Consider the following 22407-nt stretch of genomic DNA (forward strand, 5'->3'; position numbering starts at 1 on the left):
TTATAAGTTAATTACTTTTGTATTTATTACAAAAAAAGAGAAAGCGGAAATTGAAGATTGGACAAAAATTGTTAATCAAAAAAAAGCAAGCAGGGAAAAAGTTATGAATTACCAGAGTTACACCGAAGATAACCTTCAAATAGAGGGAGAAAAATCCTATAAATTTATTCTTGAAAATTTGCCTGATTGTCTAGCTTGTCATAAGTTAGATGGCTGTTATAATTATGTTACTCCTGCCTGTCAATCTTTACTAGGATATGCTCCAGAAATCATAATTGGGCAATCAATTAAGAGTTTTTGTCACCCCGAAGATTATCACTTAATTGAGCAGTTTTATCAACAACTACAACAGCAGTCAGTCATTAATCCTATTGTTTACCGAATGCGTCATCAAAGTGGTCATTACTTATGGATAGAAACTTCGGCTAAAGTGATTTTAGAACCCCGGACAGGAGCGATTGAACAAATTATATGTATTTCCCGTGAGATTACTAAATATAAACAAATAGAAGAAGCATTTAATCAAGCGGAAAATCAATATCGTCGGATTTTTGCTCATAGTAGTCAGGGCATCTTTAAAATGACTGCTAAAGGCTATTATTTGAACATTAATACTGCTTTAGCTCAAATCTACGGTTTTGGTTCTCAAGAAGAATTTATGCAGAGTGTAATTCATCGAGAAAAGCAACTTTATGTAGAACCGAAACGTCGAGAAACCCTATTAAAAATTTTAGATATAGAACAAGAAATTGTCAACTTTGAATCCCAAGTTTATCACCAAGATGGGAATGTAATTTGGATTTCAGAAAATGCCTGGACAGTCTGTGATCAATCGGGTAATTTTCTTTACTATGAAGGAACCGTTGAAGATATTACTTTTCTTCATAATACAGAAGAAAAATTACACAGGGCAACCTTTTTTGATAACTTAACAGGGCTGCCTAATCGAGATTGGTTTTCCTTACAAATACAAGAAGTTATTGCTCTATCTTCTCTGCATGAATATTATAACTTTGCTGTCCTTTTTGTTGATCTCGATAGCTTTAAAGTGGTTAATGATAGCTTCGGTCATTTAGTAGGAGATAAACTCTTAGTTCAGGTAGCAAAACGGTTACAAGGAAGTTTAAGAACAGGGGATAAAATTGCCAGATTTGGGGGAGACGAATTCGCCATATTATTAGAAAATATTCAATCTGTCCGAGAAGCGATAAACGTCGCGGAACGTATCTTAGCGAGACTTCGTTCTCCCTTTAACTTAGAAACTGGACAAATTTTTACTAAAGCTAGTATTGGAATTACTTTTAGTGATATAAATTATCAACTTCCTGAAGATGTACTCAGAGATGGGAATTTAGCTATGTATCGAGCTAAAACCGAAGGAAAAGATTGTTATGCTGTATTTAATAGTAATATGCAACTTGCCGCCTTAAATCGCTTACAGATAGAAAACGATTTAAGAGAAGCAATTAAGCAAGAACAATTATGTTTATATTATCAACCGATTATTGAGCTTATGAGTGGTCATTTAAGTGGTTTTGAAGCCTTAATTCGTTGGCAACATCCCACTAAAGGATTAATTTATCCCGATGAATTTATCCCTATTGCTGAAGAAACTGGACTCATTAATCCTATCGGTTGGTGGGTAATTCAGCAAGCTTGTTATCAATTAAAATGTTGGGAAAAAGAACATCCCAAAGGGTTGAAATTAAGCATTAATGTTAATTTATCCGCTCAACAACTCAAACAAAAAGGATTAGTTGAAAAAATAGGAGATTTACTAACAGAAACGAAAATAGAGGGGAATCGTTTAAAATTAGAAATCACGGAAAGTTGTTTACTCGAAACTGTAACAATAGAAGCACAAAGAGTTAATCAAATCAAGGAATTAGGTATTGGTTTATGTATCGATGATTTTGGGACTGGTTATTCTTCTTTAAGTCGTTTGTATGAGTTTCCTATTGATACTTTAAAAATTGATCGTTCGTTTATTAGAAGATTAGAATTTTCACAAACTGCTATTGTACAAATTATTGTGAGTTTAGCTCATACTTTGGGTATTAATGTGGTTGCTGAAGGTATTGAAACCCTTGAACAATTAAACCATCTGCAAGGATTAGGCTGTGAGTTAGGACAAGGTTATTTATTCTCAAAACCCGTTGATAGTGCTAAAGCTAATCAACTCTTGCATAACTATAATTCAGAAGGTAATAGGGGCGGGTTTATTTGACTTTTTTGTGAACATCATAAAAGAGGGGCGGGTTTATTTGACTTTTTTGTGAACATCATGGACTTATGTAAAAAACCCGCCCCTACAAAACCTGCCCCTACAAAAACCTGCCCCTACAAAACCTGCCCCTACAAAATGCTTGCCAAGTGTCAGGCAAATGTGAGATAATAACCGATTGTGTGTAAATTTAATCAAGCACTGACTTGTTCAATTAAACTATGGCCAGCAAAAAAGGTGTCCGCCTCATTATTACTATAGAATGTACCGAGTGCCGGACAAATACTAACAAGCGTAGTCCCGGAGTTTCCCGCTATACCACCAGCAAAAACCGTCGTAATACTACCGCTAGACTCGAAATCAAAAAATTCTGTCCCCACTGTAATACTCACACCGTCCATAAAGAAATTAAATAACTTACCTACCACAAAATCCGTAAAAAGTCAAGAAAAAGATTATGAGTTACTATCGCAAACGTTTGTCCCCCATTGCCCCTAGTCAACCCATTGACTACAAAGATATAGAAATGTTAAGGAAATTTATCACAGAACGGGGTAAAATTTTGCCTAGACGAATTACAGGGTTAACTGCTCAACAGCAAAGAAATTTAACTGCTGCCGTCAAACGGGCTAGATTTTTAGCTTTATTACCTTTTGTCAATACAGAAGCGTGAAACAATGAACAATTGACAATGAACAATTGAGAATTACCTCTCCCTTGAAGGATGAGTACCCTCGAAATAGAAAAATTTTTGCTTTTTTCCTCTTAAAAAGGGAGGTTTAAAACCTCAAATTAATCAATTGTCAATTGTCAATTATCAATTGTCCATTGATAATGACCAGCAAGCGTTAGTAAACAAGGCGTAAAGCCGGTGGAAAAAGGAAAACTCATTGAAATTAGGCTACAAGGAGAACGCCGTCTGGCGGTTTTAGATCGTCCAGAAGGCAAAAAAGATTGGATTGTTATTGATGAAGCAGGGCATCCTCATAAAATTCGACCGCAACGGATAGAATATGAAATAGAAGGAGGCCCCTACGAAAAATCCGATATTCCTCAATTTCTCAAGCAGGTTCAAGCTTATCTTGATCCTTCTAGTTTGGAAGTCGCTTGGGAATTATTAGTAGAAGATGGAGAAGCGGTAACACCTAGTGAGTTAGCTCAACTTTTGTTTTCCGAAAAAAGCCCCGTGTTGTGTTATGCTGCCCATAGCTTATTGTGTGAAGATAAAATTTATTTTAAGAACAAAGGCAATAAGTATGAACCTCGTTCTGCTAACCAAGTTGAAGAAATTAAACATCAATTAGATGTAGAACAACAACGTCAAGAAGAAAAAGAAGTATTTTTTCGTCATATCCAACAAGCGATCGCTAAAGAAAAAATCCAATGGACAGATAACGATCGCAACCGTTTAGAATCATTAGAAAGGTTTGTTTTACAACCAGAACAAACCCATCGTAACGCTCAAGATATTCTTAGCGAAATTGGGCGAGCAACCACCCCAGAAGCTGCGTTTAATTTATTATTAGAGTTAGGGTGGTGGAGTCCTCACGAAAACCTCTTTCTTCGTCGTAGTTCTTATCCTATTAACTTTTCTAAGAAGGTACTTGACGTGGCGCATTCCTATTTACACACACCTCCCCCTGATGCTGATAGCGATCGCTTAGATTTAACTCATTTCAAGGTATATACTATTGATGATGAGAGTACCGAAGAAATTGACGATGGTTTAAGCGTTGAATTTTTAGAGGGTGATCAGATAAAATTATGGATTCATATTGCTGATCCTACTCGTTTAGTGAGTCCTGGGGATGAACTGGACTTAGAAGCAAGACGACGCAGTACCACTCTGTATTTACCTACGGGCATGATTTCCATGTTTCCCCTAGAATTGGCTACAGGCCCCATGAGTTTACGTCAAGGTAAAATCTGTCCTGCCCTGAGTTTTGGGGTCAGATTAGATGATAAAGGGGCGGTACTGGATTATTCTATCCATGCTAGTCTGATTAAACCGACTTATCGCCTAACTTATCATGATGTGGATGAGATGTTACAGTTAGGTATTACGGCTGAACCAGAAATTGACCTATTGGCTAAAGCGTCTCAACAGCGTCACTTATGGCGACAGTCTCAGGGGTCGATTACTATTAAGATGCCAGAAGCGGTGATTAAGGTTAAATCTGAAGACGATATTGTTATTGAATTGGTGGATAATTCGAGATCTCGTCAATTAGTGGCAGAAATGATGATTTTAGCGGGTGAAGTAGCAGGCCGTTACTGTCAAGAACATAGTCTTCCTGTTCCTTTTCGTGGCCAACCCCAACCGGAATTACCTTCTGATGAAGAACTTCTGGCCTTACCACCTGGCCCAGTAAGGGCTTGTGCTTTGCGTCGTTGTATGCCTCGTAGTGAGATTGGAACTTTGCCCAGTCGTCATGCGAGTTTGGGGTTAAATACTTACACTCAAGTAACTTCACCAATTCGCCGTTATACGGATTTATTGACTCATTTTCAGCTTAAAGCCCATTTACGGGGTGATCCCTTGCCGTTTGCGTTGGATGTGATGCAGCAGATTGTTTATAGTGTAACCTTATCGGCGCAGGAAGCGACTTTCGTCGAACGACAAACTAACCGTTATTGGGGGTTAGAATTTTTACGACGCAATGGGGATCAAATCTGGCAAGGGGTTGTGTTACGCTGGTTACGAGAGGATGAAAAATTAGGGGTATTACTGCTTGAAGAATTGGGGTTAGAATTGCCTCATCGCTTTGAGAGAAGTGTCTCTTTGGGCGATCGCTTGAATGTTCAAGTTAGTCGTGCCGATCCTCATCGGGATGAAATTCGTTTCCGAGAAATGCTCGAACATGAATCATCTTTGATTTAGCAAACAATTTTTATGTCTGAAGTGTCTGAATTTAGTCCTCATCAGATTGTTTGTTTAGAACATCATAATCGTTGTTTATATGGTGAGGTGATTCAAGTTATTGAGTCCCGTAAAATGTGTTGGGTACGTCCGTTATTTTTGGCAATTTTAGCGGATGATATTCACGTTTATAGTCAATTATTTCCCCCTAAAATTTTGATTGATGTTCGGTTAACTTCTGATTTATTATATCCGACCAAATTATTTAGATCGGCTTTCGATACAGAAGTTATTCCCTTATTAAATGAGTTGGAAAGTCAAGATTATTCAGCAGAAAAAATTCAAATAGCTAGACAACAATTACGTCAATTTATTGTTAAAATTTGGCAAGATAATCCTGAAGAATTTAAGTAGTTTAGAGGTAATAAACCCGACATCTTGGGGTAAAATGTATAATCAGCTACAATACTTAATATGGTGGGTTACGACGCGCCTTAAAAGTTATGGGTTTTTCATCAAAATAATAGCCGCGTCTAACCCACCCTACGAATTATAAGCTTTACTTATCACCACAGGTACGGGAGAGCCATAGTGATCGCAGTAGTAATCAAAAACCAGTAAATTGACGCTGAGTTTAAGGGTATTAGGGTAGGGGTTTATAATAATCATTCTCCTTAACAGAACCAATGTCCTCTTGATTTTGGTTAATACAGGCGGGTTTCTGTGCATAATTACAAACTCTGGCCCATAAGCGAGCGCGGGTTCCCACGGGGCCAGAGGAAAAGATTACTTTATCTCCCCCTTGAATCTTTACACCACACACTGGACAAGTTTGTACGTTAGGATTAGCCATAAGTATTTATTACTAATTGTAAACAGAATTTGACATAGGATACCTTAATCTGCTATAAAAAAAAGTTATTTTTGTTACACTTAATCTTGATAATTCCAGAACTTGATGAAACAGTTTATAGATTTTTATCAAAGGTAACTTGATAAATCATCGGTTATAGTCTATGATTATAAAACATAGGTTAAAATAAACTCAGTCAAAAACATGACTGAATTATATTTTAACGAATAACTCTAGAATGCCCAGAGGAAATGACCCTTGATTCAAGCAACCTTACACCAGTTAAAAGTATTTGAGGCAACTGCTCGTCATGGGAGTTTTACCCGTGCTGCTGAAGAGTTGTTCATCACTCAACCGACAGTATCAAGTCAAATCAAACAACTTACTAAATCAATTGGTTTACCCTTATTTGAGCAAATTGGCAAGCGATTGTATTTAACTGAGGCCGGACAAGAATTACTCAGAACTTGTCAAGGAATTTTTGAACAGTTAGACAATTTTGAGATGAAAGTAGCTGATTTGAAGGGAACTAAACAAGGGCAATTAAAATTAGGTGTTATTACCACTGCTAAATATTTTATTCCCCGAATTTTAGGGGCTTTTTGCCAACAATATCCAGGAATTGATGTATCTCTCACCGTCACTAATCATCAGCAAATTCAACGACGGATGATGGAAAATGAGGACGATCTTTATGTTGTTAGTAATCCTCCCGAAGAGTTGGATTTATGCACCCAACCCTTTCTTGATAACCCTTTAGTGGTCATTGCTTTAAAAAATCATCCTTTGGCCGGAAAAGAAAATATTCCCATTACCAGTTTAGAAGGGGAACCCTTTATTATGCGAGAATACGGCTCAGGAACTAGACAAGCCATTCAAGGTCTTTTAGGGGAGCATAACGTATCTGTGGCCGTGCGTTTAGAATTAGGGTCAAATGAAGCTATTAAACAAGCGATCGCAGGCGGATTAGGAATTTCCATTCTCTCTCAACATACTCTAATTTCTGAGGGAAGGGATAGTGAACTAACTGTATTAGATATTCAACATTTCCCTATTGAACGTCGTTGGTATGTGGCATCTTTGGGAGGAAAACAACTATCCGTGATTGCTCAGGCATTTTTGGGTTATTTACTCGAAGAAAGTCCCAAATTTTCGGTTCCTCCTTTACATCGTTTAGCGAGAGTTTAAAAAGGTGGGTTATGACGCGCATAAAAAGTTATTAGTTTTTCATCAAAATCATTGCCGCATCTAACCCACCCTAAGAAATATTCGTAGCCTGGCGTGGGGACATGAAACCCTGAAAGCCTTACCAGATGACGAAAAGAGCAAAACATGGTAAAAAGAAAATGTTCTTTTTTTAGCGATCGCCGTCTAAACCCAAAATGTTACCAGAAATTTATAACAACCATTTAACAAAGTATCTGAAAAAATCGGAATATTTAATACTGTTAATCATGATAGAATTAGTGCAAGTATATAGGAAAATTAGGTTTTATGAGTTAGCTAGTTATTTTCCCAGTCCCATTTTATTTGAAAGTAAGAGAAAAAAGTTAAAACGGTTTTTCGAGATTCCTTGTTTGACAATTGAAGGAGTATGGATACCTATCATAAAACAGTGGTTAAAGCAATCATTTAGTACAGGAGATGTCTTACATATTGCCATAGATAGAACCCAATGGGGGTTGATTAATATTTTGATGGTAAGTCTGGTAATTGATAATAGAGGAATTCCCTTATATTTTGAGTTGCTAGATCACATCGGTAATAGTAACTTTGACACACAGAAAAGTATATTAGCCCGAATATTACTCTTTCTAAAAGAATATAAAATAGTTGTCTTAGGGGATAGAGAATTCTGCTCAGTTGAACTAGCAAAATGGTTACATGGACAAAAAAGAGTTTATTATGCACTCAGATTGAAGAAAAGCAACTATATTGAAGTAGAAAAGGAAATGTGGACGCGACTAAAAGATTTAGGATTATCTTCAGGAATGTCTTTATTTTATCAAGGAGTTAAAGTTACGAAAACAAAAGGATTTATAGGCAGTAATATAGTGGCGAAATGGAAAAAGAAGTATAGAGGAATAGAGACAAAAGAAGCTTGGTTTATTATCACAAATTTAACCAGTATTGATGAGACGATTGACGCTTATAAAAAGAGATTTTGTATTGAGGAAATGTTTCGGGATTTTAAGAAAGGTGGTTATGATTTAGAAAGAACGAAATTAACAGGACATCGCCTTACTTCCTTAATTATATTGATTACTCTAGCTTATTCAATGGCAACATTTTCTGGAAAAATTATTAAAGAGAAAGGATTGGCAAAATATGTGGGGAGAGTCAGAAAAAACAAGAAAATGCGACGGAGACACAGTAACTTTTATATCGGTCTTCATGGAAAAGATTGGGTTGACTCTTGTGATTTATTTACCGTTGAAGCCCAGGCATTAATGCAATTAAGCCCCGAAAAACGCGCCTATTATCGACGAGGACGACGGGCTATATCCCTGATTAAGTCTAGCTTATAGATTTTTATGTCCCCACGCCAGTTCCTATAATATTTAATCCGTCTTTTGTCCAGATAAAATGCTCTGACCAATGATGATATCTTGGATTAAATAATGATACTTCTGTTTGAGTTTGTGGATCAATTCCAGAAGTAAAGTTATACCTTCTTTGGTTACAACGATGACAAGCTAAAGCTAAATTACTCAAATCGTCTGATCCACCTAAAGATTGAGGAATAAGATGATCAATTGTAAAAGGAGTGGCGTTTGAACGTTCGGGAGAGTGACAATATTCACACAAATAATTGGCCCTTTTACGAACATTTAAACCGATAAAATTGTTAATAACCACTATTAAGAAGCCAGTTTTGCATTAATAAAGCTAAAGATTTTCTCTAATTCTAATAAACCTGCTAGTTCCGCTTCTTCCTCAGAATTAAGCAAATTTTCTTTGTTTTTTTCTAGTAATTCCTCTAATCTTATTTGTAAGTCTTCCGTAAAGGAAAAAGGACGATATTGATCAGATGGGTTCAGGGTTATTCCATTGGGTAGCCAAGATGACGGCTGTTTCATTAATTGTTTCATTGCTATTGTTGTTACTTATTGAGTAAAAATTGACCAATTTTCATTATATCAAAGATAAAATTAATTATTTTAAATCCTTAATCTGTTTAAAGAAAGTTTAGAATAATTTTCCAAGAAACGGGCTAGAATATATCAGTTAAGGTGCGTTACATTTTATTAACGCACCCTACAAGATAAGCGATCGCACTAAAATAGCACTGTGAACAATAGGTATTGATATTCACAATTAATAATTCAATAATGAACACCATCACGCTTAATGTAAAACCCGTTCAACTCACCGATGAAGAGTTTTATCAACTTTGCCAAGTCAATCAAGCATGGCGATTGGAATTAACGGCTAAAGGAGAATTATTGATTATGTCCCCATTAGGTGGAAAAAGTGGTAGTCGAGAAGCCAGATTAATTAGTAAAATATGGTTATGGAATGAACAAACAAAATTAGGAATCGTCTTTAGTTCTTCAACTGTTTTTCGTTTACCTAATGGGGGAAAACGTTCCCCTGATGTGGCATGGGTTAAATTAGAAAGATGGGATAGTTTAACGGATGAAGAACAAGAAAAATTTCCTCCTTTATGTCCTGATTTTCTGATAGAGTTACGTTCCAGAACCGACAATTTAGAAGACTTACAAGAGAAAATGGCGGAATATCTTGATGCAGGATTACGGTTAGGATGGTTAATTAATCCCCAACAGCAACAAGTAGAAATTTATCGACTAAATCAAGATAAAGAAATTATATCTCTTCCTGCTAATTTATCGGGGGAAGATGTGTTACATGATTTTATTTTAGATATACCTGTTATATAATTCTTTAATCATTGGGTAGCCAAGATGACGGCTGTTTCATTAATTGTTTCATTGCTATTGTTGTTACTTATTGAGTAAGAATTGACCAATTTTCATTATATCAAACATAAAATTAATTCTTTTAAATCCTTAATCTGTTTAAAGAAAGTTTAGGATAATTATCAAAGAAATGGGCTAGAATCTATCAGTTAAGGTGCGTTACATTTCATTAACGCACCCTACAAGATCGGTGATCGCAATATAGTGTTAGTTTGAGATAGTGCCTTTAATAACTACACCAAAAACACGGCCAACTGTGTGAACGACATGGGTGGGAACATTTTCGCTAGAATGAGCAGGATCATGGATTTCTTGATTATAAGCATCATGTTCAGCATCTTCAGAAAGACCTTGGACAAAACCTTTAACTGCCGCCGTAGCTAGTCCAAATAACAAGTCTTCAGGATTATTCATAACTTTTTTTCCTTTATTATAGCATCATTAAATACATCATAATTAATAAACTTATGAACTGCCAAGACGGCAAAAAACGGAAATTATCCTCAATCTTCTGAAAATTCAGAAATAGATAATCCTGATATAATTGAAACAGAAAATCTATTGATTGAGGATAAATTAAAGCAAGCAAAATTAGAAACTGTTTTAATTAGTTCCTCTAATTGATTATTCGCTTCTTTTAAGTAAAGTTTTTGCATAAAATTTAGCTCCATTTTTTATTTGTATATTTACATTAATTATAGCTTAACTATCATTGATTTATGTTGAGGAATTTGATCCCCATCTTCTAATAACATCAATAAATGAACCCTAACTGCTTCTTTAATTTCTTGAATTGCTTCCTCTTGACTATCTCCATGTGCCATAATATCCAATTCTAAACATTTAGCTAAATATGCCTCATCTTCTGAGGAAAATTCAACGAGATAAGAATAATTTTTAATGTAATCATTAATATCAATCATGATTTTCTCCTTGTTGAATTTGTTTGAGTTTAAGTAAAGCTAATCTTACTTGTTTAACTTGATAAGGTTTTGCATTACCGTCTTTACCTTTTTGAAGATTTATTCTGGGTTCTCCCTGCCAAGGTACTTTAAAAGGATAATGACTTGAACCTCTATTTCTGGGTTGATCAAAAAAACTTTCTGTAATCTTCATCAAACGAGAAAATTTAATATTTTTAGTCTTTTCAAGTTCCCTGATAGCTTCATCAATATCCATCATAAATCTATTTTATCTATTGCATTAAATCAATGATTTGGATTTTTGTATTATAACTGAGCTAATCTTACCAAAATTATAGCAGCATTATTTTAAAAACATTTAATTGTAAATTTGTCAATACTTAATTAAATAACTTTTATAAAGCAAAATCTGAGTATACACTCAGTCAATTTGTCAATAATTGTAACAAAATGTTTCATTTTTCTTTGCAAATTGTGTCAAATTATCGAGTAAACACTCAATCGGGTGTCATTTTCTGCTACAAACACAGAGGAGTCCTATTTCATTTGTTGTCAACTCCTCTAAGGGGTTGGCCTGTTTATAACCTGTTTAGGCTATCATCAAAATTAAGGAGCATTATCATAGATGTTTACTCACGTCAAGTCCACCATTCGCCATATCGTTCCAGAGGCAATTAATGGTCGTTCTTTGCTCAAGGTGGTCTATGTCGTGTTAGAACCACAGTATCAAAGTTCTCTCTCGGCGGCCGTTAATGCTATCAATAAGAATAATCCTAATTTAGCCATCGAAATTAGTGGTTATCTCATAGAAGAACTGAGAAACCCGGAAAATTACGAAGATTTTAAGCGAGATGTGGCTAAAGCTAACTTATTTATTGCTTCTCTCATCTTCATTGAAGACTTAGCCGATAAAGTGGTAGAAGCGGTTCAGCCCCATCGTGATAACCTAGATGCTGTGGTGGTGTTCCCTTCTATGCCCCAGGTGATGCGTCTCAACAAGTTGGGAAGCTTTTCTATGGCCCAGTTGGGACAGTCCAAAAGTGCGATCGCCCAATTTATGCGGAAACGCAAGGAAAATTCTGGGGCCGGTTTCCAAGATGCGATGTTAAAGTTATTGCGAACATTGCCTCAAGTTTTGAAGTATCTTCCGGTAGAAAAAGCCCAAGATGCTCGCAATTTTATGTTAAGTTTCCAATATTGGTTAGGGGGTTCATCTGAGAATTTAGAGAATTTTCTGTTAATGTTGGCTCATAAGTATTCTTATCAAGAATTACTCAAAGATCAAAAGGTTGAATATAAAGATCCGGTGGTGTATCTTGATATGGGAATTTGGCATCCTTTATCCATGAAAATGTTTGAAGATGTCCCCTCTTATTTGAAATGGTTTAACAGTCGGACTGATATTTCTGATGAATTAAAAGATCCTTTGGCCCCTTGTGTGGGATTAATATTACAACGGACTCATCTAGTAACAGGAGATGATGCTCATTATGTTGCTATGGTGCAAGAATTAGAATGTATGGGGGCAAGAGTTATTCCTGTTTTTGCCGGAGGGTTAGACTTTTCTAAACCTGTAGAAGCTTATTTCTTAGACCATAGTGTTAAAGGAGTAGAACCATTTCCTATTGTAGACACGGTAATATCATTGACAGGGTTTGCTTTAGTAGGCGGTCCAGCGCGTCAAGATCACCCCAAAGCGATAGAATCATTAAAACGCCTTAACCGTCCCTATATGTGCGCTTTACCCCTGGTATTTCAAACTACCCAGGAATGGGAAGCAAGTGATCTAGGGTTACATCCGATCCAAGTTGCGTTACAAATAGCCATACCTGAGTTAGATGGGGCCATTGAACCTATTATTTTATCAGGACGGGACGGTAATACGGGACGGGCGATCGCACTTCAAGATCGGATTGAAGTGGTGGCCCAACGGGCGATGAAATGGGCAAATTTACGGAAAAAACCCAAATTAGATAAAAAAGTCGCTATTACGGTGTTTAGTTTTCCACCGGATAAGGGAAATGTAGGAACTGCAGCGTATTTAGACGTATTCGGGTCTATTTATGAGGTAATGAAAGCATTACAGGGAAATGGCTATGATGTGCCAGAATTACCAGAGTCTCCCAAAGCGTTGATGGAAGCGGTTATACATGATGCTCAGGCTCAATATGCCTCTCCTGAGTTAAATATAGCTTATCGGATGTCTGTAGAACAATATGAGCGTTTAACCCCTTATTCCGTCCGTTTAGAGGAAAATTGGGGGCCACCTCCAGGAAATTTAAACAGTGACGGACAAAATTTACTGATCTATGGTAAACAGTTTGGCAATGTATTTATTGGGGTACAACCTACCTTTGGATATGAAGGTGATCCTATGCGGTTACTGTTTTCGAGATCTGCGAGTCCTCATCATGGGTTTGCTGCTTATTACACCTATTTAAACCAAGTTTGGAAAGCAGATGCGGTCTTACATTTTGGAACCCATGGATCACTGGAATTTATGCCAGGAAAACAGATGGGAATGTCTGGGGACTGTTACCCTGATACTCTCATTGGAATGATTCCTAATTTGTATTATTATGCGGCAAATAATCCCTCAGAAGCGACTATTGCTAAACGTCGCAGCTATGCAGAAACCATCTCTTATTTAACTCCTCCTGCTGAGAATGCAGGGTTATATAAGGGTTTAAAAGAGTTAAGTGAATTAATAGCTTCTTATCAAACCTTAAAAGATAGTGGTCGCGGTGTTCCTATTGTTAACACCATCATGGATAAATGTCGGTTAGTGAATTTGGATCAGGATATTCAATTACCTGATACAGATGCTAAAGATATGACCCAAGAAGAACGGGATAATATTGTCGGTTTGGCCTACCGAAAATTGATGGAAATTGAGTCTCGTTTGTTACCTTGTGGACTTCATGTAATTGGAAAACCTCCTACCGCAGAAGAAGCGATCGCAACTTTAGTAAATATTGCTGCTTTAGATCGAGAAGAACAAGAACTTCTCGCGTTACCGCGCATTATTGCTGATAGTTTGGGACGAAATATTGAGGACATTTATCAAAATAGCGATCGCGGTATTTTAGAAGATGTAGAGTTGCTACAACAAATTACCTTAGCAACCCGTGAAGCAGTTTCTGCTTTAGTTAAAGAACAAATAGATGCAGAAGGACGAGTTTCTTTTGTCTCTAAACTGAACTTTTTTAACATGGGTAAAAAGACACCTTGGGTAGATACTTTACACAATTTGGGTTATCCTAAAGTCGATCAAGATGCCTTAAAACCTCTGTTTGAATACCTAGAATTCTGTTTAGAACAAGTTTGTGCGGATAACGAATTAGGGGGTTTACTGAAAGCATTAGAAGGGGAATATGTATTACCTGGGCCCGGTGGTGATCCTATTCGTAACCCTAACGTTTTACCTACTGGTAAAAACATCCATGCGTTAGATCCCCAATCTATTCCTACATTAGCCGCCATTAAGTCTGCTAAAATTGTAGTAGATCGCCTTTTAGCCCGTCAAAAAATCGATAACGGAGGCCATTATCCTGAAACCATTGCTTGTGTATTATGGGGAACAGATAACATCAAAACTTATGGGGAGTCCCTCGCACAAATTATGTGGATGGTAGGGGTTAAACCCGTACCCGATGCGTTAGGAAGGGTAAATAAATTAGAGTTAATTTCCCTCGAAGAATTAGGAAGACCTCGTATTGATGTGGTTGTCAACTGTTCTGGTGTGTTCCGTGACCTATTTATTAACCAAATGAACCTTTTAGATCAAGCGGTTAAAATGGCAGCAGAAGCGAACGAACCCTTAGAGATGAACTATGTTCGTAAACACGCTTTACAACAAGCAGACGAAATGGGAATTAACCTACGTCAAGCTGCAACCCGTATTTTTTCCAATGCGTCCGGTTCCTATTCTTCTAACGTTAATTTAGCGGTAGAAAATAGCAGTTGGGAAGAAGAAAAAGAGTTACAAAATATGTATCTCAACCGCAAAGGTTTTGCTTTTGACTCTGATAACCCAGGTGTCATGAATGATAACCGTAAAGTGTTTGAAGCAGCGTTAAAAACTGCTGATGCAACCTTCCAAAACTTAGATTCTTCCGAGATTAGTTTAACGGATGTTTCCCATTATTTTGACTCAGACCCGACAAAAGTTGTGTCTAGTTTACGGGAAGATGGTAAAAAACCTTTTGCTTATATTGCGGATACAACTACTGCTAATGCACAGGTTCGTACCCTATCCGAAACCGTCCGTTTAGATGCGCGTACCAAGTTATTAAACCCTAAATGGTATGAAGGAATGTTATCCCATGGTTATGAAGGTGTACGGGAACTTTCTAAGCGATTAGTGAATACAATGGGATGGAGTGCAACTGCTGATGCGGTAGATAATTGGGTCTATGAAGACGTGAATACAACCTTTATTCAAGATGAGGAAATGTGTAAACGTCTGATGAATTTAAACCCCAATTCTTTCCGTAAAATGGTCGGTACTTTATTAGAAGTAAATGGCCGGGGTTACTGGGAAACCTCAGAGGAAAACTTAGACAGGTTACAGGAATTATATCAGGAGGTTGAGGACAGAATTGAAGGAGTAGAGTAAAATAGTAGGGTGGGCAATGCCCACCCTTAAACTTTTTAAAGTGGGTAAACTAAGTAAATTAATTCAAAAATTGCTCTCCCGTCCTCCAGAAGCACGTTTTGAGGATGTCCGCTATGTTTTAGAATCATTTGGTTATGTGGAAATTCGTTCTAGAGGAAGTCATCATGCTTTTGAAAATGATGCAGGAGATATCATTATTATTCCCAAAAAAGGAGGGAAAAAGGTTAAACGGACTTACCTAGAAGAAATCATCAAGTTATTAAATTTAGAGAATTGGAAAGATGACAATAAATAAAGAGTTAGAACGTCCGTCTTTAGACTATTTTTTATCTCTTAAATATCCTATCTCAATTTATCCTGAAGATGAGGGAGGATATACTGCTTTAATTACTGATTTACCAGGGTGTATAACCCAAGGAGAGACACTAGAAGAAGTTGTAATGAATATTGAGGAAGCGAGAGAATTATGGATAGAGACAGTTTATAATAGTGGTAAAAGAGAGATCCCGTTACCTTCTAGAAAAAGATGACACAAGAAGCATTTATACCCGATATGGAAAAAATAAAAGCAACTTCAGCTAAATTTAAGGAACTTTGTCAGCGTATGGATGCCCACATTTTAGTGTTAGATGATATCATTGCTCAATTAGAGGAAGAAAATAGACGTTCTCCTTTATATCAATATCGCTTGAATAGGGCAAAAAGATTATTAAATAGTAACATTAGTGTTAAGTAAGATTGGCAAATTAGAGAATTAGAAAGATGACACTAAATAAAGAGTTAAAACCTTCATCTTTAGACTATTTTTTATCTCTTAAATATCCTATCTCAATTTATCGGCGAAGATGAGGGAGGATATACTGCTTTAATTACTGATTTACCAAGGTGTATAACCCAAGGAGAGACACTAGAAGAAGTTGTAATGAATATTGAGGAAGCGAGAGAATTATGGATAGAGACAGTTTATCATAGTGGCAAAAGAGAGATTCCGTTACCTTCTAGAAAATAGTAAATACGTTAAATAAGTGCATTACACTTTCATTAATGTATTCTACAAGATAAGCAAATGACAAAAAAGTATAGAATTTATATGGATGTCTGTTGTTTCAATCGTCCTTTTGATGATTGGTCACAATTAAGAATTCGTCTTGAAGCAGAAGCTATTTTAACAATTATTAATTATTTTCAGACAGAAGAATGGTTATTAATTGGTAGTATAGCTCTTGACTCAGAAATTGAGCAAACCCCTGATCTGGAGAAAAAACAACAAGTCAAGGATTTGTTAACCTTAGCAAAGACTAAAATTTCCCTGACTGAAGTGATTCAAAAAAGAACGAAAACTTTAGTAAAATTAGGTTTTAAATCTTTTGATGCTTTACATCTTGCTTATGCTGAATCAGGTATAGTAGATGTATTCTTGACAACGGATGATAGATTATTAAACAAAGCAACCCTTAATCAAGCTATATTAAAAGTACCTGTAAAAAATCCTATTTCTTGGTTAATGGAACAATCAAACGATTGAGGAATATAATTATGATGACTCCAATGGAATTAAATGAAAAGGGATTCAAAGCATTAGTTGATGCACTGGGATATGCTGATTCTATTCGCTTCTTAAAACTATATTATCATGGTAAAGGAGACTATACTAAAGAGCGTCATCAATGGTTAGATCAAATGATTCTTGATGATATTTTTGCTGATATTAAAGAGCGAGAGTCTAAATAGTTAATTATATAAATAGGGTTCATTACACTTCGTTATTATAACCAAGTGATTGAAATGCTTTTCATTTTCCCTGATTATTAGGGTTAGATGGATTCATAGAATATTCTGTGAACTTACGAGGATCAATCTCAGCAAATTTTGCCCTTGGTAGTGGGTTTCCAGATTGCCAATTTTGATCCATCTTAAGCGTGTTTAGAATTCTGTTTTGATATTACCATGAAAACCATTAAATAAGGCGCATTACACTTCGTTAATGCACCCTACAAAAAGAGCGATCGCACTAAGCAGTTAAAATTATCGCTATACGAATAAGATTAATAACATCTTCAGCATTAACTCTCACATTTGGGTCGTGAGAATGTACAATCGCAACTCGATTTGCTTTACTAGAAATTTCTAGCGGTACTGACTCCTGCCAAGTATCTTTGCGATCACTTGGTCCCCCTGGAATCAATTGTCCATTAACACCAAAAGAATGTTTTCCTGATATGTGCGCCCTTCCTTCTTGGTTATAAATGACAACAATAACCGATCCTGTAAAACCTTTCAAATCTACTTTTGTTCGAGTGTGAGTCTCTGCTGTAAGCTGTCCATCAGGTGAAACTGTAACCTTAGTTGTCATTGTTCCTCCTGCTACTTGGTTTGTTTGTTCAGCCCTTACAGGTTGAGGATTATTGCCATTTCTTCCTAATCCTTCGGGGACTTTAACCCCTACAAATGAGATATTAAATACTTGCCAAAGATCATTCTCATCTCTCCCCGAAAAGCAAGTAACTTCCTGTTGAAATGCTGTTAAATCATTCATCAGTTGACCACCGTGAGAATGTAAAGCAAAACCTGTATTTACATGAATTAATCTGACTCGTTTACTATCATTCCAAATACCTCCTCCTTCTATTTCTATTTTCCATAAATCATTACTATCACCTGAACCAGAAAACCCAAAACAAGTTACTTCTTGTTGTCCAGTTATAGGAGAAGGAATTCCAGGGTGACTATGCAAGTTTTTTTGCGTTAAAATATGTTCAAATCTCAACATATCACCATCCTTGACAGCTTGAAGTTCATTGTCTCTCGGATTGCTAACATTAACACTTTTAACAATCCAAAAATCATTGTCGTCACCACCAGCACCATTATTAAAGCAAGTTACTTGTTGCTGTTGTGAACTGTTGGGATGTTTATAATTAATTGGATGAGAGTGAAGATGAAAACCGGTCAAGGTATGTCTCATCTTGATTTGACTTCCATATTGAACGTCCATACTTATCTACTCCTTTTGGGTACAATTATTAACTAAAGAGCAATATGACAGAAAACTGATTAAAATAGTGTTCTTGTAAGTTATATAAAGTCAGAAAAAGACGGAACTTTTGTAAATAATCTTTACAAAAGACTGCTTTTAGCGGATAATAGCGGATAAAGACTTGTAAAAACCATTAAATAAGTATGAATCCTCAAGAGTTAGTAAGCTATTTAGAGGAGTTGATATTCTCCTCAACAGGTAAACACATTGATAGTTTACAAACGGCTATTTTAAAAGGAGTCTTAAACGGTCAAAAATATGCTGATATTTCTCAAGAATATAACTGTAGCAAAGGTCATGCAAAAGATGAAGCTTATAAACTTTGGCGACTTCTATCTGATACTTTAGGAGAAGACATTAATAAATCTAATTTTCGTGCAACGGTTGAAAGAATGATCGCAAAAAATTTTAGAGGTATTGGGAATATTGGTCAAGTTAACAAACTGAATTTTTGTCCTAATTCTGCTAATGACCTTGAAGATAATGACGATATTATTAACGATGATAAAATTATAGTAGAAGCTATAGAGAAGAAAATGAAAAGAGAAACGATTCCTAGATTAGTTAAATTAGGATTAACCTCAGAACAAATTGCTGAAGTATTAGATTTATCTGTTCAAGAAATTAATAAAATTATAGTTAGTCAAAAATAGTATAATGAGAAGGAGTCATTTATGTCTTACACGCCTTTCAAAAAAAATCTAAACAGGGAATTACTACCCCCAAACAAGAAATAGATTTAGTGAAAAAACGAAGAGAACAAGCTCAACAACACTATCAAACTTATTATGCTAAATAAACACCTGATTTAATCTTTTTATCACCGATAGGGATAGGTGAAATACTGAATAATTGTTAAAAATTAATCTATTCCTATAAACTTTATCTAAATCAGAAGGAGAAATTATGAATCAAGACATTGACTTTTATCCTAGTAGTGGAAATATTTTTGAAGACTTAGGCTTTGAAAATGCTGATGAAATGTTAGCGAAAGCTGAATTAATTAGACAAATAACGATAATTATTCAGCAAAGAAAATTAACAGATGAAGAAGTTGCTACATTATTGAAAATAGAAACTTCTCAAGTCGTGGAATTAGTAAAAGGAAAACTATTAAAGTTTTCTACTGATAACTTAATTCGATTCTTGACAGCTTTGGGTAAGGACGTAGAAATTGTCGTAAAAAATACCCCATCTGTCTCAGGAAAAGTCACTGTTACTAATACATAATTTTCCTTTATATTAAGTTAACAATGACACGCAATAAAGAGTTTGAAAATTCTAAAATTGGAGATAAAGTAAAACCTATCTAGAGTAAATTAATAAATGCTTCTATGCTCAAATCAGCATCTCGAATGATAGCTCTTAATGTACCTTTAGCTAGTTCTTTATGATCGGGAATAACAACTTGTGCAAAAGGTTCATCTCTCCTCAAAATAACATGACTGCTTTCTCTTCGCTTTTCATAGAAACCGACTTTGCTAAGAGTTTTTATACAATCTTTTCCAGAAATATTTGGAAGTTTACTCATACAACAACCAGAAATGTTTCAAAATTTTCTTCTGGAATAGGCAAACCATCTTCTTCTAAAGCACTAATATAACCTGAAATAGCTTCTTTAATATTAGTAAGAGCTTCTTCTTTGGTTTTACCTTGACTCAGGCAACCTTTGAGACTTGGACATTCAACAATCCAGTAACCATCTTCATCTCGGTATAAAATAACTTGTCTCATATTAGTAATTGTTTAAAGAAGTTCAAGAAGTTAGTAAAACTATCCCTAGTCAGAACCAAAGTTTTTTCTGCTAAACTAGAATTAATTATAACACTTTTAAATTCTTATGACTCAAGTAACCCTATCTCAAGATATTATCACAGGTATTACCAAACTTGCGAATCAATTGAAAATTATTAAAATTACAATAATGTAAATAATACACATCATTACTCGCAAGTGTAAAAATTTAGAAGATCAAAATATAATATAATAAAGAGAAATAATAACTGAGGATGTGTTACCTGATTTCGTCTTAAATTTAGAATTAATTTGGTAAATTAGTAAATTATGGAGTAAATCATATGGTTAATACAGTACAATTAAATCTTAATGTTTTTGAGTTAACGGATGAAAAGTTCTATCAAATTTGTCAAGATAATCGAGATTTACGGTTTGAAAAAAATGCACAAGGTTACTTAATTATTATGTCACCTACAGGAGATGAAACCAGTTATCGAAATGGACGCTTGACACAACAATTATTTAACTGGTCAGATCAAGATCAAAGAGGAATACCTTTTGATTCTTCCGCAGGATTTATTCTTCCTAATGGCGCAACTCGTTCTCCTGATGCTGCTTGGATACCCTTGGAAAAATGGAATAAAATTGACCGTCACAAACGCGAAAAATTTAGTCCTATTTGTCCTGATTTTGTCATTGAATTACGTTCCCCTAGTGATAATTTAAAACCCTTACAAGAGAAGATGAAAGAGTATATAGAAAATGGAACAAGATTAGGCTGGTTAATCAATCGTCAAGATAGACAAGTTGAAATTTATCGACAAGAAAAAGAAGTGGAAATATTAGATAATCCTAATAGTTTATCCGGTGCAGATATTTTAAATGGGTTTGTGTTAGATTTAGAATTGATTTGGTAAGTAATAAATAGTATAATCTCATCCTATTTAATGAACATTTTAGCGATATTTTGGGGTAATAATCTCCCAAGTATCGGCGCGACGTAAACAGGTTTGTTGTAACTCATTTAAAGTAGATGAACCTGTACAAAAAGCCGCAATTTTTAACTCTTCAAGGAGAATAGCAAACTTTTCGTAAACCGCTTGAGATTGATAGGTTGCCGCTTCTAATAAAGGGGCCGCACTACCCACTAAAGTAGCCCCTAAAACAATAGCTTTAGCCGCATCTAAACCGCTACGAATGCCCCCACTAGCAAAAATGGGTAATTCTCCCACCTCTTGCCGTACTTCCATCAAAGATAGGGCGGTAGGAATACCCCAACCAGCAAAACAATGGGCAATTTTGCGACGACGAGGCTCATTTTGTCGATAAGCTTCCACTTCACTCCAACTGGTTCCCCCTGCACCTGCAATATCTATCGCTGCGATGCCACAATCAGCCAGACGACGCGCTACACTGCCACTGATACCATTACCAACTTCTTTGGCAATGACGGGAACCTCTAACTGAGTGGCAAGGGTTTCAATTTTTTGATACAATCCCTTCCAATTGCGATCGCCTTCTGCTTGAACCGCTTCCTGTAAAGGGTTAAGATGGAGAATCAAGGCATCCGCTTCGATCATCTCTACCGCTCGTCGCGCTTGTTCAAGACCATAACCATAGTTTAGCTGAACGGCTCCTAGATTAGCAAACAAGAGAATATCGGGGGCAACTTGACGAATTTTATAAGTTTGACCCAAATTTGGCTGTTCAATACCTGCCCGTTGTGAACCTACCCCCATAGCAATGCCCAAAGCTTGCGCGGCTTCTGCTAAATTTAAATTAATGGTGTGAGCCTGTTGTGTCCCCCCTGTCATGCTACTGATGAGCAATGGAGCTTGTAATTTTCTGCCCCAAAGCTGTAAACTAAGGTCAACTTCATCAAGATCGATTTCCGGTAAGGCTGTATGTTCTAAGAAAAATCGCTCAAACCCTGTGGTGACTCCTTTACTCCCCACATCTTCTTGCAGTACAATTTTAATGTGGTCAGATTTTCGGGTTTCTGTGACGCTAGATAAGTTAATTTGAGCTTCATTTAATTGGGGGGACATAGCTGATACTTGGGAATAGTGAACAATTTTTCAATAATCTTTTTTAAACTATTTTGCACTAAGATTTAAAATTTATCTACTTAATATTTGATAACATGGGTTTTAATCACAACTTAAATTTAGTTTAATGTTATTATTATATCACAAATATTATTTTAAATATTAA

The 22407-nt window shown here is 35.9% G+C and carries 29 protein-coding genes and 1 pseudogene; 19 read left to right on the forward strand and 11 right to left on the reverse strand.

Annotation, left to right across the window (positions count from 1 at the left end):
- Window positions 1-103: 103 nt before the first annotated feature.
- The 5 genes from AsFPU1_RS19595 (at window position 104) to AsFPU1_RS19615 (ending at window position 5498) form a co-directional block, all read left to right on the forward strand.
- Window positions 104-2227, forward strand: a complete 2124-nt coding sequence (locus tag AsFPU1_RS19595; RefSeq protein ID WP_124973127.1) for a sensor domain-containing protein — start codon at window positions 104-106, stop codon at window positions 2225-2227.
- A 218-nt stretch (window positions 2228-2445) separates the two neighbouring features.
- Window positions 2446-2640 (forward strand): 50S ribosomal protein L33, encoded by a 195-nt coding sequence (rpmG, locus tag AsFPU1_RS19600; protein WP_124973125.1) that lies wholly within the window; start codon window positions 2446-2448, stop codon window positions 2638-2640.
- 41 nt (window positions 2641-2681) lie between these two features.
- Window positions 2682-2897, forward strand: a complete 216-nt coding sequence (gene rpsR / locus AsFPU1_RS19605; RefSeq protein ID WP_124973123.1) for a 30S ribosomal protein S18 — start codon at window positions 2682-2684, stop codon at window positions 2895-2897.
- Between the two features lie 198 nt (window positions 2898-3095).
- Window positions 3096-5105, forward strand: coding sequence for a ribonuclease catalytic domain-containing protein (locus AsFPU1_RS19610; protein ID WP_124973121.1), 2010 nt, complete (start codon window positions 3096-3098; stop codon window positions 5103-5105).
- Between the two features lie 21 nt (window positions 5106-5126).
- Window positions 5127-5498 (forward strand): hypothetical protein, encoded by a 372-nt coding sequence (locus AsFPU1_RS19615; RefSeq protein WP_124973190.1) that lies wholly within the window; start codon window positions 5127-5129, stop codon window positions 5496-5498.
- 229 nt (window positions 5499-5727) lie between these two features.
- On the opposite strand, the gene nblD is transcribed toward AsFPU1_RS19615, so the two are convergent.
- Window positions 5728-5937 (reverse strand): NblD family protein, encoded by a 210-nt coding sequence (nblD, locus tag AsFPU1_RS19620; RefSeq protein WP_124973119.1) that lies wholly within the window; start codon window positions 5935-5937, stop codon window positions 5728-5730.
- Between the two features lie 258 nt (window positions 5938-6195).
- On the opposite strand from nblD, the gene AsFPU1_RS19625 reads away from it, so the two are divergent.
- Window positions 6196-7125 (forward strand): LysR family transcriptional regulator, encoded by a 930-nt coding sequence (locus AsFPU1_RS19625; protein ID WP_124973117.1) that lies wholly within the window; start codon window positions 6196-6198, stop codon window positions 7123-7125.
- 194 nt (window positions 7126-7319) lie between these two features.
- Complete coding sequence (locus AsFPU1_RS19630; RefSeq protein ID WP_124969650.1) at window positions 7320-8465, forward strand: IS4 family transposase; 1146 nt, start codon at window positions 7320-7322, stop codon at window positions 8463-8465.
- Between the two features lie 4 nt (window positions 8466-8469).
- Here AsFPU1_RS19630 and AsFPU1_RS19635 read toward each other — a convergent pair whose 3' ends face one another.
- Window positions 8470-8796, reverse strand: a complete 327-nt coding sequence (locus AsFPU1_RS19635; protein WP_124973115.1) for an HNH endonuclease — start codon at window positions 8794-8796, stop codon at window positions 8470-8472.
- A 2-nt stretch (window positions 8797-8798) separates the two neighbouring features.
- A complete protein-coding gene (locus tag AsFPU1_RS19640) occupies window positions 8799-9029 on the reverse strand; it encodes a hypothetical protein (protein ID WP_124973113.1) in 231 nt (76 codons plus the stop codon).
- Window positions 9030-9269: 240 nt separating this feature from the next.
- Here AsFPU1_RS19640 and AsFPU1_RS19645 point away from each other — a divergent pair, with 240 nt between their 5' ends.
- A complete protein-coding gene (locus tag AsFPU1_RS19645; protein ID WP_124973111.1) occupies window positions 9270-9839 on the forward strand; it encodes a Uma2 family endonuclease in 570 nt (189 codons plus the stop codon).
- 246 nt (window positions 9840-10085) lie between these two features.
- Here the strand turns inward: AsFPU1_RS19645 and AsFPU1_RS19650 are convergent, their stop codons facing one another.
- The 4 genes from AsFPU1_RS19650 to AsFPU1_RS19660 all read right to left on the reverse strand — a co-directional run bounded on the left by AsFPU1_RS19650 (window position 10086) and on the right by AsFPU1_RS19660 (window position 11060).
- Window positions 10086-10292, reverse strand: coding sequence for a hypothetical protein (locus tag AsFPU1_RS19650; RefSeq protein ID WP_124973109.1), 207 nt, complete (start codon window positions 10290-10292; stop codon window positions 10086-10088).
- Window positions 10293-10381: 89 nt separating this feature from the next.
- Window positions 10382-10534: a hypothetical protein gene (locus AsFPU1_RS22790; RefSeq protein ID WP_172957464.1), complete on the reverse strand. Its 153-nt coding sequence runs from the start codon at window positions 10532-10534 to the stop codon at window positions 10382-10384.
- A gap of 39 nt (window positions 10535-10573) precedes the next feature.
- On the reverse strand, window positions 10574-10801 hold the full coding sequence (locus AsFPU1_RS19655; protein ID WP_124973107.1) for a type II toxin-antitoxin system HicB family antitoxin: 228 nt from the start codon (window positions 10799-10801) through the stop codon (window positions 10574-10576).
- On the reverse strand, window positions 10794-11060 hold the full coding sequence (locus AsFPU1_RS19660; protein WP_227873434.1) for a toxin HicA: 267 nt from the start codon (window positions 11058-11060) through the stop codon (window positions 10794-10796). Before AsFPU1_RS19660 ends, AsFPU1_RS19655 begins: the two co-directional genes overlap by 8 nt.
- Window positions 11061-11426: 366 nt before the next feature.
- On the opposite strand from AsFPU1_RS19660, the gene AsFPU1_RS19665 reads away from it, so the two are divergent.
- The 7 genes and pseudogenes from AsFPU1_RS19665 (at window position 11427) to AsFPU1_RS19695 (ending at window position 17150) form a co-directional block, all read left to right on the forward strand.
- Window positions 11427-15419: a magnesium chelatase subunit H gene (locus AsFPU1_RS19665; RefSeq protein ID WP_124973105.1), complete on the forward strand. Its 3993-nt coding sequence runs from the start codon at window positions 11427-11429 to the stop codon at window positions 15417-15419.
- A gap of 16 nt (window positions 15420-15435) precedes the next feature.
- Window positions 15436-15714, forward strand: coding sequence for a type II toxin-antitoxin system HicA family toxin (locus AsFPU1_RS19670; protein WP_124973103.1), 279 nt, complete (start codon window positions 15436-15438; stop codon window positions 15712-15714).
- Window positions 15701-15949: a type II toxin-antitoxin system HicB family antitoxin gene (locus AsFPU1_RS19675; protein WP_124973101.1), complete on the forward strand. Its 249-nt coding sequence runs from the start codon at window positions 15701-15703 to the stop codon at window positions 15947-15949. Before AsFPU1_RS19670 ends, AsFPU1_RS19675 begins: the two co-directional genes overlap by 14 nt.
- Window positions 15946-16155, forward strand: a complete 210-nt coding sequence (locus tag AsFPU1_RS19680; protein WP_124973099.1) for a hypothetical protein — start codon at window positions 15946-15948, stop codon at window positions 16153-16155. Before AsFPU1_RS19675 ends, AsFPU1_RS19680 begins: the two co-directional genes overlap by 4 nt.
- A gap of 26 nt (window positions 16156-16181) precedes the next feature.
- Window positions 16182-16428: pseudogene (locus AsFPU1_RS19685) on the forward strand (type II toxin-antitoxin system HicB family antitoxin).
- Window positions 16429-16485: 57 nt separating this feature from the next.
- Window positions 16486-16944, forward strand: coding sequence for a PIN domain-containing protein (locus tag AsFPU1_RS19690; protein ID WP_227873433.1), 459 nt, complete (start codon window positions 16486-16488; stop codon window positions 16942-16944).
- An 11-nt stretch (window positions 16945-16955) separates the two neighbouring features.
- Window positions 16956-17150 carry a hypothetical protein gene (locus tag AsFPU1_RS19695; RefSeq protein ID WP_124973097.1) on the forward strand — a complete coding sequence of 65 codons (195 nt, stop codon included), beginning with the start codon at window positions 16956-16958 and terminating at the stop codon, window positions 17148-17150.
- Window positions 17151-17430: 280 nt separating this feature from the next.
- Here AsFPU1_RS19695 and AsFPU1_RS19700 read toward each other — a convergent pair whose 3' ends face one another.
- Window positions 17431-18414, reverse strand: a complete 984-nt coding sequence (locus AsFPU1_RS19700) for an MIR domain-containing protein (RefSeq protein ID WP_124973095.1) — start codon at window positions 18412-18414, stop codon at window positions 17431-17433.
- A 185-nt stretch (window positions 18415-18599) separates the two neighbouring features.
- Between AsFPU1_RS19700 and AsFPU1_RS19705 the strand changes: the two genes are divergently transcribed.
- The 3 genes from AsFPU1_RS19705 (at window position 18600) to AsFPU1_RS19715 (ending at window position 19686) form a co-directional block, all read left to right on the forward strand.
- On the forward strand, window positions 18600-19109 hold the full coding sequence (locus tag AsFPU1_RS19705; RefSeq protein WP_124973093.1) for a helix-turn-helix domain-containing protein: 510 nt from the start codon (window positions 18600-18602) through the stop codon (window positions 19107-19109).
- A 17-nt stretch (window positions 19110-19126) separates the two neighbouring features.
- Window positions 19127-19255 carry a type II toxin-antitoxin system RelE/ParE family toxin gene (locus tag AsFPU1_RS19710; RefSeq protein ID WP_124973185.1) on the forward strand — a complete coding sequence of 43 codons (129 nt, stop codon included), beginning with the start codon at window positions 19127-19129 and terminating at the stop codon, window positions 19253-19255.
- A gap of 107 nt (window positions 19256-19362) precedes the next feature.
- Window positions 19363-19686, forward strand: a complete 324-nt coding sequence (locus tag AsFPU1_RS19715) for a helix-turn-helix domain-containing protein (RefSeq protein ID WP_124973091.1) — start codon at window positions 19363-19365, stop codon at window positions 19684-19686.
- Between the two features lie 79 nt (window positions 19687-19765).
- Here the strand turns inward: AsFPU1_RS19715 and AsFPU1_RS19720 are convergent, their stop codons facing one another.
- Complete coding sequence (locus AsFPU1_RS19720) at window positions 19766-19987, reverse strand: type II toxin-antitoxin system HicA family toxin (protein ID WP_124973089.1); 222 nt, start codon at window positions 19985-19987, stop codon at window positions 19766-19768.
- On the reverse strand, window positions 19984-20190 hold the full coding sequence (locus AsFPU1_RS19725) for a type II toxin-antitoxin system HicB family antitoxin (RefSeq protein ID WP_124973087.1): 207 nt from the start codon (window positions 20188-20190) through the stop codon (window positions 19984-19986). The genes AsFPU1_RS19720 and AsFPU1_RS19725 overlap by 4 nt, the downstream gene beginning before the upstream one ends.
- A 344-nt stretch (window positions 20191-20534) precedes the next feature.
- On the opposite strand from AsFPU1_RS19725, the gene AsFPU1_RS19730 reads away from it, so the two are divergent.
- Entirely contained in the window at window positions 20535-21110 is a 576-nt protein-coding gene (locus AsFPU1_RS19730) for a Uma2 family endonuclease (RefSeq protein ID WP_124973085.1), read from the forward strand.
- A gap of 39 nt (window positions 21111-21149) precedes the next feature.
- Here the strand turns inward: AsFPU1_RS19730 and fni are convergent, their stop codons facing one another.
- On the reverse strand, window positions 21150-22241 hold the full coding sequence (gene fni, locus AsFPU1_RS19735; protein WP_124973083.1) for a type 2 isopentenyl-diphosphate Delta-isomerase: 1092 nt from the start codon (window positions 22239-22241) through the stop codon (window positions 21150-21152).
- Between the last annotated feature and the right edge of the window lie 166 nt (window positions 22242-22407).

Origin of the sequence: Aphanothece sacrum FPU1, from assembly GCF_003864295.1 — a bacterium.
GTDB lineage: Bacteria > Cyanobacteriota > Cyanobacteriia > Cyanobacteriales > Microcystaceae > Aphanothece_B > Aphanothece_B sacrum.